This window comes from Actinomadura sp. KC216 (assembly GCF_004348535.1).
Lineage (GTDB): Bacteria > Actinomycetota > Actinomycetes > Streptosporangiales > Streptosporangiaceae > Spirillospora.
In genome coordinates this window covers 1-13331 of record NZ_SMJX01000232.1, presented here as the reverse complement: position 1 = coordinate 13331, position 13331 = coordinate 1, and the positions used below count along the sequence as shown (strand labels likewise).

The 13331-nt window shown below is 70.1% G+C and carries 14 protein-coding genes and 1 tRNA gene; 11 read left to right on the top strand and 4 right to left on the bottom strand.

Features of this window, described 5'->3' with window-relative positions; genetic code table 11:
• Window positions 1-34: 34 nt before the first annotated feature.
• Window positions 35-1282 carry a molecular chaperone DnaJ gene (locus E1264_RS30680; RefSeq protein WP_132178938.1) on the bottom strand — a complete coding sequence of 416 codons (1248 nt, stop codon included), beginning with the start codon at window positions 1280-1282 and terminating at the stop codon, window positions 35-37.
• A 209-nt stretch (window positions 1283-1491) separates the two neighbouring features.
• On the opposite strand from E1264_RS30680, the gene E1264_RS30675 reads away from it, so the two are divergent.
• The 10 genes from E1264_RS30675 to E1264_RS30635 all read left to right on the top strand — a co-directional run bounded on the left by E1264_RS30675 (window position 1492) and on the right by E1264_RS30635 (window position 11170).
• Window positions 1492-2067, top strand: coding sequence for a TerD family protein (locus E1264_RS30675; RefSeq protein WP_132178937.1), 576 nt, complete (start codon window positions 1492-1494; stop codon window positions 2065-2067).
• Window positions 2068-2183: 116 nt separating this feature from the next.
• Window positions 2184-2762 carry a TerD family protein gene (locus tag E1264_RS30670; RefSeq protein ID WP_132178936.1) on the top strand — a complete coding sequence of 193 codons (579 nt, stop codon included), beginning with the start codon at window positions 2184-2186 and terminating at the stop codon, window positions 2760-2762.
• A gap of 116 nt (window positions 2763-2878) precedes the next feature.
• Window positions 2879-4018 carry a DUF475 domain-containing protein gene (locus E1264_RS30665; protein WP_132178935.1) on the top strand — a complete coding sequence of 380 codons (1140 nt, stop codon included), beginning with the start codon at window positions 2879-2881 and terminating at the stop codon, window positions 4016-4018.
• An 81-nt stretch (window positions 4019-4099) separates the two neighbouring features.
• On the top strand, window positions 4100-4678 hold the full coding sequence (locus tag E1264_RS30660; protein ID WP_132178934.1) for a TerD family protein: 579 nt from the start codon (window positions 4100-4102) through the stop codon (window positions 4676-4678).
• Between the two features lie 21 nt (window positions 4679-4699).
• On the top strand, window positions 4700-5869 hold the full coding sequence (locus E1264_RS30655) for an HpcH/HpaI aldolase/citrate lyase family protein (protein WP_132178933.1): 1170 nt from the start codon (window positions 4700-4702) through the stop codon (window positions 5867-5869).
• Between the two features lie 44 nt (window positions 5870-5913).
• The gene (locus E1264_RS43820; RefSeq protein ID WP_243711260.1) at window positions 5914-7263 is read left to right on the top strand and encodes a phosphoribosyltransferase family protein; all 1350 of its coding nucleotides are present in this window, start codon (window positions 5914-5916) and stop codon (window positions 7261-7263) included.
• Window positions 7260-8372 carry a cysteine protease StiP family protein gene (locus E1264_RS43815; protein ID WP_165964461.1) on the top strand — a complete coding sequence of 371 codons (1113 nt, stop codon included), beginning with the start codon at window positions 7260-7262 and terminating at the stop codon, window positions 8370-8372. The genes E1264_RS43820 and E1264_RS43815 overlap by 4 nt, the downstream gene beginning before the upstream one ends.
• The gene (locus E1264_RS30645; RefSeq protein ID WP_132178932.1) at window positions 8369-9175 is read left to right on the top strand and encodes an HAD family hydrolase; all 807 of its coding nucleotides are present in this window, start codon (window positions 8369-8371) and stop codon (window positions 9173-9175) included. Before E1264_RS43815 ends, E1264_RS30645 begins: the two co-directional genes overlap by 4 nt.
• Window positions 9176-9344: 169 nt before the next feature.
• Window positions 9345-10664 (top strand): hypothetical protein, encoded by a 1320-nt coding sequence (locus tag E1264_RS30640; protein WP_132178931.1) that lies wholly within the window; start codon window positions 9345-9347, stop codon window positions 10662-10664.
• Between the two features lie 17 nt (window positions 10665-10681).
• Window positions 10682-11170: a hypothetical protein gene (locus tag E1264_RS30635; RefSeq protein WP_132178930.1), complete on the top strand. Its 489-nt coding sequence runs from the start codon at window positions 10682-10684 to the stop codon at window positions 11168-11170.
• Here E1264_RS30635 and E1264_RS30630 read toward each other — a convergent pair.
• A complete protein-coding gene (locus tag E1264_RS30630) occupies window positions 11167-11442 on the bottom strand; it encodes a YtxH domain-containing protein (protein ID WP_132178929.1) in 276 nt (91 codons plus the stop codon). The two genes, E1264_RS30635 and E1264_RS30630, sit on opposite strands and share 4 nt — an antisense overlap.
• Window positions 11443-11599: 157 nt before the next feature.
• Here E1264_RS30630 and E1264_RS30625 point away from each other — a divergent pair.
• A tRNA-Asn gene (locus E1264_RS30625) sits at window positions 11600-11672 on the top strand.
• A gap of 96 nt (window positions 11673-11768) precedes the next feature.
• On the opposite strand, the gene E1264_RS45530 is transcribed toward E1264_RS30625, so the two are convergent.
• Together E1264_RS45530 and E1264_RS44840 are read right to left on the bottom strand one after the other, a co-directional pair.
• Window positions 11769-12956 (bottom strand): site-specific integrase, encoded by a 1188-nt coding sequence (locus E1264_RS45530; protein ID WP_132178928.1) that lies wholly within the window; start codon window positions 12954-12956, stop codon window positions 11769-11771.
• The coding region (locus tag E1264_RS44840; protein ID WP_207936451.1) for a helix-turn-helix domain-containing protein at window positions 12953-13331 on the bottom strand (379 nt) is incomplete at its 5' end. The genes E1264_RS45530 and E1264_RS44840, both read right to left, overlap by 4 nt.

Genomic DNA, 13331 nt, shown 5'->3' with positions numbered 1-13331 from the left:
CCGCTGACCCGCCTGCCCCGAGCCCCTTTCTTGGTCAGCCCTGGCCGGCGCGTTCTGCGCGGATGCGGGCGACGACGTCGCCCGCGGCGGTCTTGATGGCCTCCAGCTCCTGCAGGTAGGCCCAGTAGTCCGGGTGCGAGCCGGTGAGCCGGTTGGGCGCGTTCTCCAGCCGTTCGACGAGCGAGTCGAGCATCCGGGCGTGCTGCGGCGCGGCCCCGCCCGGCTGGGCCATGGCGAGGCGCTGCGCGTCCCGCACGGCGAACTGGACGCGCTCCATCGGCTTGGACGGGTCGGCCGCGACGGCCCTCAGCTCCTCGACCCGTCCGGTGACCTGCCCGGCGCGGCGGTCGGCGGCGTTCAGCTCGGTGCGGGCGGCGGTGAGCGCCTGCCGGGCCTGCTTCCACTCGGCGCGGGCGGTGTGCTGGGACGCCTCGTTGAGCCGCTCCCGCGCCCGTGTGACGGCGGCCTCGATCGACTCCGGCGCGCCCTTCAGGTCCTGCCAGCACGCCTGCGAGTAGCCGCGGAGCAGGACCTTCATCGCCTCTCGCACCGGGCCCACGCGGTTCGCGACGACGTCGACACGGGTGCGGGCGGACGCGAGCGAGTTGCGGACCTTCTGCGCCATCTGCGGCAGCTCGGCGGCGGCCTCGCGCGCCCGCTCGGCGAGCTCGTGGACCTCCTCGGCCTTGCGCATCGCCCCGTCCAGGCCGAGCCCGCCGAGCCCCTGCGAGCCGAGCTGCGCGAGGATCTCCTTGGCCTTCGCCAGCTCGGCCTCGGGGTCGGAGGCGTCCATCCCGGCCCTGGCGGCGGCGGCGATGGCGGCGTCCGCGGCGGCGACGGCGTCGCGGGCGGCGGTCAGGCGGGGCGGGAGCTGGTCGAGGGCGGCCTCCAGCCGCGCCATCTTCGGGGCAAGGCGCTCGGCGAAGCCGTTCAGGTTCCGGGTGATCTGCTGGAGCCGCTCGGTGGACGCGACGAACGCGCGCCGGGCCGCGTCGTACTCGGCGGGTGTCCGGTCCTGGTCATCGACGTCGTGCGCGTCGAGGACGGAGATGTAGGCGACGGCGGCGGCGTCCGCGGACTCGGCGAGCCCGGTGAACTCCCGCCGGACGGGTTCGGCGGCCTTGGCGTCCAGATCCTCGAACACGGTGACGCGGCCGTCGATGTACTTCTGCGCCTGGTCCATGTCGTAGAAGGCGGTCGACGCCGCCTCTCTCGCCTCGATCGCCCCGGAAGCCGCCTGCGCCCCCCGGTTACGGCGGCGCTGGTCGCCCGCTCCCCGCAACGCTTCCTCCCCTCGTTCGTCCGTCCCTGCCCAGTCTGGCGCAGACGGCGCGGATTTTGTGTGCCCGACCCGTCCCGTGTGCGGGGAAATGGACGTGTCATCGGTTAATGCTCCGCCGCGACTGGAACGGATAGCATCGCTCCTACGTCGGAAAGGCTGGGCGCCGGGGCGGTGCCCGAAACAACGGCATGCGATCTTGGAGGCCCATCGTGGGTGTCAGTCTCAGCAAGGGCGGCAACGTATCGCTCACCAAGCAGGCCCCCGGCCTGTCCGCGGTGACCGTCGGTCTTGGCTGGGACCTGCGCACCACGACCGGCACCGACTTCGACCTGGACGCCTCCGCGATGGTCCTGGACGGCTCCGGCAAGATCATCACCGACCAGCACTTCGTGTTCTTCAACAACCTGCGGACCCCGGACGGCGCGGTCGAGCACACCGGCGACAACACCACCGGCGCCGGCGAGGGCGACGACGAGCAGCTCAAGATCAACTTCGGCGCGATGCCGGCGACCGCCGAGCGGGTGGCGTTCGCCGTGTCGATCTACGAGGCCGACAGCCGCAGCCAGAACTTCGGCCAGGTCCGCAACGCCTACATCCGCGTCCTGAACCAGAGCGACGGCACGGAGATGGCCCGCTACGACCTGTCCGAGGACGCCTCGATGGAGACCGCGATGGTTTTCGGCGAGCTGTACCGGTCCGGGGCGGAATGGAAGTTCCGCGCCGTCGGCCAGGGGTACGCGTCGGGCCTGGCGGGCATCGCCATGGACTTCGGCGTCAACCTCTAGAAGCAAGGGGCTTCTGGAGGTTGACGGCCCCCAGGGGTCACGACCTGTAGTAGACACGGCACGTAGAACACGGCACGTAGCAGATACGAACTCTCCAGGAAGGGAGTGGCCCGAACATGGGGGTTTCACTCGCCAAGGGCGGCAACGTCTCGCTGACGAAGGCCGCCCCCAACCTGACCGCGGTCACCGTGGGCCTCGGCTGGGACGTCCGCGCCACCACCGGCGCCGACTTCGACCTCGACGCGTCCGCGCTGATGCTCGCCGCCACCGGCAAGGTCATGTCCGACCAGCACTTCGTCTTCTTCAACAACCTCAAGAGCCCGGACGGCTCCGTCGAGCACACCGGCGACAACCTGACCGGTGAGGGCGAGGGCGACGACGAGTCCATCAACGTCGACCTCAACACCGTCCCGGTCGAGTGCGAGCGCATCGTGTTCCCCGTGTCGATCTACGACGCCGACAACCGGCAGCAGAGCTTCGGCCAGGTCCGCAACGCCTTCATCCGGATCGTCAACCGGACCGATGGCAACGAGCTCGCGCGCTTCGACCTCACCGAGGACGCCTCCACCGAGACGGCCATGGTCTTCGGCGAGCTGTACCGCCACAGCGGCGAATGGAAGTTCCGCGCGGTCGGCCAGGGGTACGCCTCCGGACTCGCCGGTATCGCCGTGGATTTCGGTGTCAACGTAGGCTGAGTGCCAAGGTGGGGTGAGGCTGAACGTAGGCTGAGGCGTCGACGCCGGCTCATCGCCCGGCGCCCCCGCATTCCCGGCCGCCACGCCCGGCCGTCCTTCCTAGCAGAAATACTCGCATGATTCTTCGCACCTTCGGATGGTCCTTCGGCGTCACGGCCGCGGGCCTGATCATCGCCCTGTTGTACGGCGGGCCCGCCGGGTTCGCTCTGGTCGCCGTCCTGGCGGTCCTCGAGATCTCGCTGTCGTTCGACAACGCCGTGGTCAACGCCAAGGTGCTCGACCGCATGAGCCCCTTCTGGCAGAAGATCTTCCTGACGATCGGCATCGCGATCGCGGTGTTCGGTATGCGGCTGGTCTTCCCGCTGCTGATCGTGGGGGTCACGGCCAAGCTGAACCCGTACGAGGCGTTCGACCTGGCGCTGAACGACTCCGACCGCTACCACCAGCTGATGGAAGACGCCTACCCGATGATCGCGGCGTTCGGCGGCATGTTCCTGATGATGCTGTTCCTGAACTTCGTGTTCGAGGAGCGCGCCGAGAAGTGGCTGCCGTGGCTGGAGCGGCCGCTCGCCCGCATCGGCAAGCTCGACCAGCTCGCCGTGGTCGTCGCGGGCGGCTCGCTGGCGTTCATCTCGTGGCTGGCCGCGGACGACCCGGGCGAGGTCATGATCTCGGGCGTGCTCGGCATGGTGACCTACATCCTGGTCAACGGGCTCGGCGAGCTGTTCTCCGGAGCGGGCGAGGACGACGAGGAGGGCGAAGGCTCCGAGGCCGCCGCCGGACGGTCCGGGCCGAGTTCGCTGGCCCTGGCCACCGGCAAGGCCGGGTTCTTCCTGTTCCTGTACCTGGAGGTCCTGGACGCCTCGTTCAGCTTCGACGGCGTCATCGGCGCGTTCGCGATCAGCACCGACCCGATCGTCATCGCGCTGGGCCTCGGCATCGGCGCTATGTACATCCGGTCGCTGACGGTCTTCCTCGTCCGGAAGGGCACCCTGCACGAGTACGTGTACCTGGAGCACGGCGCGCACTGGGCGATCGGCGCCCTCGCGGTGTGCATGCTGGTCAGCATCGGCCACCACGTGCCCGAGTGGATCACCGGCGGGCTCGGCGCCGGGCTGATCATCGCGGCGTTCGTGAGCTCGGTCGTCCGGAACCGGGGCGAGGACGAGGACGAGGCCGACGGCACCGGCGGCGGCCCGTCCGCCCGCGACGGCGCGGAGAAGTCGCTGGAAGCCAGCAGCACCAAGATCCAGTAACCGGACACCCCGCATCGGCCGACCCCAGCCCGCGACGCACATCGATCGCGACACACATCGATCACCAAAGGGAGCCGAACGATGTCCATCTCACTGCAGAAGGGCCAGAAGGTCTCGCTGACCAAGCCCGGCGGAGGGACGCTGACCCGGGTCAGGATGGGCCTCGGCTGGGACGCCGTCGCCAAGAAGGGCCTGTTCGGGAAGGGCAGGGCCCGCAACATCGACCTGGACGCCTCGTGCCTGCTGTTCGACGCCAGCGGCAACCTCGCCGACCAGGTGTGGTTCCGGCAGCTGCGCAGCAAGGACGGGTCCGTCCAGCACACCGGCGACAACCTGACCGGGGCGGGGGAGGGCGACGACGAGGTCATCAACGTCGACCTGCAGAACGTCCCGGCCAACGTGACCCAGCTGGTGTTCACCGTGAACTCCTTCACCGGCCAGGACTTCTCCCAGATCGCGAACGCGTTCTGCCGGCTGGTGGACGAGACCACGGGGCAGGAGATCGCGCGCTACGACCTGACCGGCGCCGGGCAGCACAACGCGCAGATCATGGCGAAGGTGTCGCGGGACGGCGACGGCTGGTCGATGACGGCGATCGGCGCGACGGCGACCGGCCGGACGTTCCAGCATCTGCTGCCGGCCGTGTCGACGCACCTGTGACCAGCGTCTGACGGGGCGTCCATGCGGCATTTCGACCACATCGACGCCGCGCGTCGTAAGCACCTGTTCTACCGCCATCCGCGCCCGTTCGACCGGCACGACGACCCGGCGGTGCTGGGGGTGGCGCTCGGGGCGACGCTCTACAGCCCCGCCACCCGGCCCGTCCTCGCCGACGACATCGAGCGGGCGGCGCTGCGCGGCGTGATGAGCATGGTGGTGTGCCTGGAGGACGCGATCGCCGACGACGAGGTCGCGGCCGGCGAGTCGAACCTGGTGGCGCAGCTGCGGGCGCTGCACGGCCGCGCCGCCACGGCGGCGGGCGACGTGCCGCTGCTGTTCGTCCGGGTCCGCGACCCGCGCCAGATCGGCGACCTGATCGGCCGGCTGGGCGACGCGGCGGCACTGATCAGCGGTTTCGTGCTGCCGAAGTTCACCGCGGCCACCGGTGGAGCGTTCCTGGACGCGCTGGAGGACGCCGCCGCCCGGACGGGCCAGCGGCTGCTCGCGATGCCGGTGATCGAGAGCCCGGAGGCGGTGTACGCGGAGTCCCGCACCGAGATGCTGAACGACGTCGCGCGGCTGCTCGCCAAGCACCGGCGGCGGATCCTCGCCGTCCGGATCGGCGCGACCGACATGTCGGCGGCCTACGGCCTGCGCCGCCCGCCCGACCTGACGATCTACGACATCCGGCCGGTCGCGGGCGTGATCTGCGACGTGGTGAACATCCTCGGCCGCGCGGACGGCACCGGATATGTCGTGACCGGCCCGGTCTGGGAGTACTTCTCGGCGGGGGAGCGGATGTTCAAGCCGCAGCTGCGCCAGTCGCCGTTCGACGCGCAGCGGGCGGCGCCGCTGCGGCAGCGGCTGATCACCTCCGACCTGGACGGCCTGATCCGCGAGGTGCACCTGGACAAGGCGAACGGCCTCATCGGCAAGACCGTGATCCATCCGAGCCATGTGGCGGCCGTGCACGCGCTGTCGGTGGTGACGCATGAAGAATATTGCGACGCCGCCGACATCCTGGGCGTCAGCGGGGGAGGCGCGATGGCCAGCTCCTACGCCAACAAGATGAACGAGGCGAAGCCGCACCGCGCCTGGGCGCAGCGGCTGATGCTCCGCGCCCGCGTGTTCGGGGTGGCGGCGGAGGGCGTCACGTTCGTCGAGCTGCTGGAAGCGGCGGGCAGCCGATGACGGCCGTATCCCCTGGTCTTTCGGCCGATTGGACCGGTACATGGGTGGCGTCCCGGCTCGGTGTGCGCCTCCTGGACGGGGCGCGTCCCGCCGGAGTGGGCCTCGCGGATCTGGTAGGGCTGGCGGTGCGGCGCAACCCGCGGCGTGCGCATCTGCTGGTTTCGGCGGTGCTGGGCAAGCACGTCCCGACCGATCCGCGGCTCGTGTACGGTTCCGGGCTTCTGCTCGGGGAGCTTGTGCGCGCGCGCCTGCACGGCGACCAGCCGTCGCCTCCCGGGCCCTTTCTCGCCGACGCTCTACGGGGCGTGCCGGGGACGGCGGGCGCCCTGCGTGACCACCTCCGGGAACCGCGACCTCCTGTGGAAGCGGTCGTGCTCGGCTATGCGGAAACGGCCACCGCCCTTGGGCACTCCGTAGCGGACGCCCTGGGCGGCGCCTACTACCTGCACTCCACCCGCCGTCCGGTCAAGGGCTTCGCCACATACGGAGGGTTCGAGGAGGAGCACAGCCACGCCACGAGCCACCTTCTCCTACCTGCCGACCCCGAGCGCCTCGACCGTGATGTGCCCGTGGTCCTGGTGGACGACGAGCTATCCACCGGACGGACGGTCCTGAACACCATCGAGGCGCTGCACGCCGTCCGCCCCAGGAGCCGCTACGTCGTGGCGGCCTTGGTCGACCTGCGCGGGCCTGCCGACAAGGCGCGGATGGACGCTCTCGCCGATCGGCTTGGCACCCACATAGACGCGGTGGCATTGGCCGCAGGGGAGGTCGAGCTTCCGGAGGAAATCCTGGAGGCCGGCCAAGCACTCGTCACCGAAATCACCGCGCGCGCTACGCGGCGTCCAGACGAGGCCCTTGGGTCGTTCGAGGTGTCGCGGGTCGCTCTGGAATGGCCCGCCGGCCTCCCAGACGGCGGACGGCACGGATTCCTGCCCGAACACAGGGACCGGCTGGAGAAGGACCTGGCACGGATGTCGGACGCCATCGCATCCGCTATGGGAGACGGGGCCTCCCGCGTGCTCGTGCTGGGGTTCGAGGAGCTGATGTACGCGCCGCTCCGGCTGGCCGAGGCGCTCGCCGACGCACTGCCCGGCGTGGACGTCCGGTACTCGACGACCACACGCTCGCCGGTCCTCGCCGTGGACGACCCCGGATACGCCATCAGGACGCGCCTGCCCTTCCCGTCGCACGACGCCGCCGACGGACCAGGGGAGCGCTACGCCTACAACGTCTCCCCAGCGTCCGGCCAGGTCGGATTCGACCGGATCGTGTTCGTCGTGGACGACGTCGGCGACACCCCCGCGCTCACCAACGGGCTCCTGCGCCGGTTGTGCGCGCTGGCACCCACCCTGGTGGCCGCCGTCCCGGCCAGGGCGAGGGGGAGCGTGTGAAGCCGCTGTACGGGCCTTCCTTCGGCAGCTACCCGGCAGAAGACGTCGCCTGGCTGCTCAAAGACCTCTCGGACGTCCAGCTCGAAGCGCCCACGGAGGAGCGCGAGGCGGCGATCCAGGCGGGCCGCGCGCACTACGCGGAGTCGCTGCCGGTGGAGTACCAGCCGGGCCCTGAGTACCGGCACCTGTTCCACAAGGCGCTGGACGCGTCGGCGGAGCGGGTCGCGTACGCGACGGGCCTGGTCACGGAGATGATCCTCGCCGAGCGCGGCCCGGACGCGGTCCTCGCGTCGCTTGCCCGCGCGGGCACGCCCGTGGGAATCCTGATGCGCCGCTGGGCGCGGTTCGCGCACGACCTGGACGTCCCCCACTACACGCTCAGCATCGTCCGGGGACGCGGCATCGACACGACGGCGCTGCGCTACCTCGCCGAGCACCACGACCCGGCGTCCGTGATGTTCGTGGACGGCTGGACCGGCAAGGGCGCCATCACGCGGGAGCTGACCGCGGCCCTAGCACCGCACCCGTTCCCCGCCGACCTGGCGGTGCTGGCCGACCCCGGGCGCTGCACGTCCGTCTACGGGACGCGCGACGACTACCTGATCCCGTCCGCGTGCCTGAACTCCACGGTCTCCGGCCTGGTCAGCAGGACGGTCCTGAACGACGACCTGATCGGCCCGGGCGACTTCCACGGCGCGAAGTTCTACGCCGACCTGGCGGACGACGACGTGTCCGCGCTCTTCCTCGACACCATCTGCGCGCGCTTCGCGGACGTCGCCGAACGCGTCGCGAAAGACCTGCCCGACCTGCGCGCGGCCGACCGGGCACCCGACTGGTCGGGCTGGGAGGCCGTCCGCCGCTGTGCCCAGGCCGACGGCATCGACGACCTCAATCTCGTGAAGCCGGGCATAGGCGAGACCACGCGCGTCCTTCTGCGCCGAGTTCCGTGGAAGGTGCTCGTCCGAGAAGACGCAGGCCCCGAAGTAGCCCACATCAGGCTGCTCGCCGCAGAACGCGGGGTGCCCGTCATCGAGGTCGAGCACGACCGCTTCCCCTACGCCTGCATGGGTTTCATCCATCCACGCTTCGGCAAGGGGGCCGCTCAGTGACCGTTCTGGTGTGCTCCGACCTCGACCGTACGCTCATCTACTCCACCGCAGCGTTCGCCCTGGAGGGCCCTGACGAAACGATGCCGCGCCTACTGTGCGTGGAGTTCTACCAGGGCGCGCCGCTCTCCTACATGACAGAGGCGTCCGCGCGCACGCTGGAGGTCCTGGCAAAGGCGGCGACGTTCGTCCCGACCACAACCCGCACACCCGAGCAGTACCGGCGCGTCCACCTCCTGGAGAAGCCCGCCCCCTACGCCATATGCGCCAACGGCGGCCACCTCCTCGTGGACGGCGTGGACGACGCGGACTGGGCGGCGTCCATCAGAACCCAGATCGCCGATAGCTGCGCACCACTGGCGGCCGTCCAAGAGCACCTCCTCCACACGAGCGGCGACTTCGTCCTAAAGCAACGCACCGCCTCCGACCTGTTCGCCTACACGGTGGTAGACCGCACCGCGGTCCCGCCCGGCTGGGTTGACGACCTCACGGCCTGGTGCGCCGAACGCGGCTGGCGGACGTCCCTGCAAGGCCGCAAGGTGTACTGCCTGCCCACCGGCCTGACGAAGGCGGCCGCCGCGGCGGAGATCGCCCGCCGGACGGGCGCGTCCACGACCCTCGCCGCCGGAGACTCGCTCCTCGACATGGACCTGCTCGAAGCCGCCGACGCCTCCGTCCGCCCGGCGCACGGCGAGCTGCACGACTCCGGCTGGACGTCCCAGGCCACGACCGTCACCGCCTCCCGCGGCATCATGGCCGGTCAAGAGATCGCGGACTGGCTCCTGGAACGCGCGACCGCCCCATGACACCCGGCTGTAAATATTCACGGTAAAGACCTGCGAACCGTTGACAAGCGACGTCTCTCCAGGGCTCGCAGCGGCGGCGTTCTGAGGTGACAATCACGGTGAGCCCCTCGGCTCAGGAGTCCCACAACCAGGAGCCTGCCTTGCGCCAGGAGGAGGTCACCCTGATCAGATGAGCACCCGTCTGACCGGCGACGAGACCGCGCTGTGGAAGGCCGCGGCCAGGGTGCTCGACGCGAACTGGACCGGGACGGCCACCGTCGCGTCCCCTGGCCTCTACCCGCACCAGTGGAGCTGGGACTCCGCCTTCATCAGCATGGGCCTCGCCCGCCACCGCCGTGACCGCGCCGAGGCCGAACTGCTCACGCTGTTCCGCGGCCAGTGGGCCGACGGGATGCTCCCGCACATCGTGTTCAACACCAGCCTCGCCCGGCACGCGTTCTTCCCCGGTCCCGAGCTGTGGCGCAGCGAGCGGCAGCCGTCCGCGCCGCGCGGCGTCCACACCTCCGGGCTCACGCAGCCGCCGCTGCACGCCCTGGCCGCGCTCCGCCTGCACGAAAGCGCCACCGACGGCGAGAGCAGCCGGGCGTTCCTCGCCCGCCTCTACCCGTGGCTCACCGCCCAGCACCGCTACCTCGCCAACGCCCGCGACCTCGGCGGAAGCGGCCTCATCGCGATCTGCCACCCCTGGGAGTCGGGCCTGGACAACAGCCCCGCCTGGGACCGTCCCCTCGGCGCCCTCCACCTCCCCCCGACCGCCTACGCGCCCGCTCAGCGCCCGCACACCCTGCCGACCGGGGAGGACTACGACCGGTACGTCTGGCTCGCCGCGCTCATGCGCGAGGCCGGCTACCGCCCCGGCTACCTCCGCGACGAGCACCCCTTTGCCGTCGAAGACCCCCTGGTCAACGCCATCTACCTGACGTCGGCGCACGCCCTCGCCGAGATCGCCGAGATCATCGACGCCGACGCGGCCCCGCACCTCGACTGCGCCGAGCGCGTCCACCACGCGCTCCTCGACCGGCTGTGGGACCCCGAGACCGGCTGCTTCCGCGCCCGCGACCTGCGCGACGACCGGCTCCTGCCCGTCATCACCGTCGGCGCGTTCGGCCCCCTCCTCGACCCGGAGCTGCCCGCCCCGATCGTCCGCAACCTGGTCGACCTCCTCCTCTCGGCCCGCTTCGCGGGCGCCGCCGGATACCCCATCCCCACCTGCGACATCCAGGCCCCGGCGTTCGACCGCGGCGGCTACTGGCGCGGCCCCACCTGGATCAGCACGAACTGGCTCGTCTGGTACGGCGCCCTCGGCCACGACCTCCCCGTCGTCGCCGATCTCCTCTACGGCTCGACCATGCGGCTGGTCCGCCAGTCCGGCTTCCGCGAGTTCTTCGACCCGTTCGACGGCACCGGCCGCGGCAGCCACGACTACGCCTGGTCCGCCGCCCTCGTCCTCGACCTCCTGGCCGCCCGCCGAGCCCCCCAGGCGGCCTGATCGCCTACCGTAGAGGGATGCGCCTACGCCGGGGCCTGCCTGCCACACTCCGCGATGCCCTCACCCTCGAACGGGGCGAACGCGTCCTCGCCACGGCCCCCACCCGCGGCGGCTCCCACGTCGCCGCGTCCACGACCGCCCTGCACCTCCCGACCCCGGAGGGCGGTTTCACACGCATCCCCTGGGAGCGCGTCGACCACGCCACCTGGAAAGACGGCTGGCTGCACGTCCACGAAACATCCCGCGCCGAGCACCACGTCCGCCTCACCGACCCCGGCTCGGTGCCGGAAACGGTCCGGGAACGCGTCACCGCCACTATCGCCGTCAGCCACCAGGCCGTCCTCCCCGGCGGCGGCAAGGTGCGCATCGCCGGCCGGCGCCCCACCACGGGCGGCGACATACGCTGGACGTTCGTGTTCGACGCGGGCCTGGACCCGTCCGACCCGGGCGTGCGCGCCCAGGCCGAACAGGTCCTCGAAGGTCTGCGCCGCCAGACCGGCCTCTAGCCGGGATAGACCGGCGGCTGATCCTCTTCGGCCTTGTGGCGCCCCGGCATCTGCTGCGGCACCCGTTCCTTCATCTGCCCCGCCTTGCCGCGCGCGGCCCCGGCGAACTCCTCGCCCTTGGCCCGCAGCTTGCCCGCCGCCTCCTGGACGTTCGGGTTCTCCGACATCTGCTGCGACATCCGCTTGATCTGCTCGTACCGCTCGCGCCCGGCCTTCGTCCCCAGGACGTATCCGATCGCGGCGCCTGCCATGAACATCATGCGAGCTTTCATGTTTACTCCCACTGACGGCGGATTCGTCCCACCCCCATACCCGCCAGCACGCCCTCCACCCGTGACAGGACGCGAATAACGGGTGCGCGAACAGCCCCGGACATGCGCTAACCTAGACCCGCCGCCAGGGCCCGCAGGGCCCCGGCCACACGAACGATCCCGCGTAGCTCAATCGGCAGAGCAGCCGGCTGTTAACCGGCAGGTTATTGGTTCGAGTCCAATCGCGGGAGCAGATCAACATCCCTAAAGCCGCAGGTCAGGCAGGTTCCCGACCTCGGAAACCTGCCTGACAACTGCCATGAGTACCGAAGTGAGTATCACAGGCTCTAGTTGGGGTTCGGAAAGATCAGATCCATGGCCTGTGCGCCGTCCTGGATCACCGGGCTGATCTGTTGCCGGTACACCTTCTCCGTGACCTGCGTCCCGCTGTGCCCCACCAGCAGGGCGATCTTGTCCAGCGGCATGCCGCTGTCCGACAGCAGGGACACGAAGCTGTGCCGCAGCTCGCGAGGTGTCCAGGCGTCCGGCTCCAGACCGGCCGGGGCGATGACCTCGCGTCGGAACGCTCGCAGCACGGTCATGGCGCCTCGCACCTCGCCACCCTCGCCGGGGAAGAGCAATGCCTCTGGAATCGGTGGCTCGGCGAAGCCCTCCCAGAGATCCCGAAGGGCCTTCACGCACCGCTGCGGGAGTTTGAGCGTCCGCCGAGACTTCTTGGTCTTGGTGTCGCCGCGCGCCCGGACGGACCGCCAGACGTAGACGGCGAACTCGCTGTGATTCCATCCGGCCTCTTGCACCGGTCGCCACTGCCCGCGGGCGCTGTCGTAAGCCACAACGTGCGACCACGTCAGCCTACGAAGTTCCTCTGTCCGGGCACCGGTGAGTAGGGCCAGGATGACGTACTGCCGCATATCCGACTGCGCGCGCTCGGCGGCGGCGAGTACCTGCATCGCCTCGGCGAAGTTCAGGGCTTTGGACGGCCGGCCGGTGCGCTTGCCGCTCGGTACCTCGCAGAGATCCACCACGTTGCGGGTGACGCGCTCGTCCCGACGCATCACCCGATCAATGGCGCGCCTGAGTACCGACCGGACCTCCCGAAGTGACTTCGTGGCAAGCACCTCGGCGCGGCCTTCCAGCCAGCGCTCGCAGTCATCCGCCGTGAGTTCCCGGACGGTCAAGTGACCCAACTGCGGAATGATGTGATGCCTGGCGAGGCTGTGTGCATTCGTGACCGTCGATTCGTCGCGGCCCATCAGTCCGTACCGCAGGAATCCGGCGACGGCTTCCGCAATCGAGACTTCGGCGGTTGTCTTCGGCGCCTGCTTCGCCTCCCGCTTCTTCAGATTCTCCTTGAGCTTGTCGAGGGCCTCAGTCTGTGTCTTGCCGCTGCCGCGCACGATGATGCGGCGGCCGTTCGGCCGGTAGCCGATGGTCCGGGACGCCACCCACCGCTTTCGGGTGGCGTCCCAGCTAAGCCCGCCCTCGCCGCGTGCGCGTCGCTTCTTCGCGCTCACGCGGTCTCAGCCTCCCTTTCGAGTAGTTCGATGTACTCCACAATCGCGCTCGCCGGTACGAGTCGGACGCTGTGCTCTCGGACGGTCCTGATACGTCCGGCGCGAACCAGTTCGTAGATTCGGCTTCTGCTGAACGGGAGGATGCCGGGTAGCTCAGAAACCTTGTACAGCGGCTTGAGCCGCCAGCTCTCGGGCGGACTGGACATGTTCATGGCCATGACCGGATGCCTTTCGGTCTGCTGAAAGGTTGGGTGTCCGGCGGTGTGCGTGGTGGCTCGGCGCCGGTGCGCTGTGTGGGAGGGGCTGAAACATCTCCGCATCTCCGCATCTCCGCAGTTGTGGTGTTGACCTGTGGTGATGGGTGCGGAGATGGGT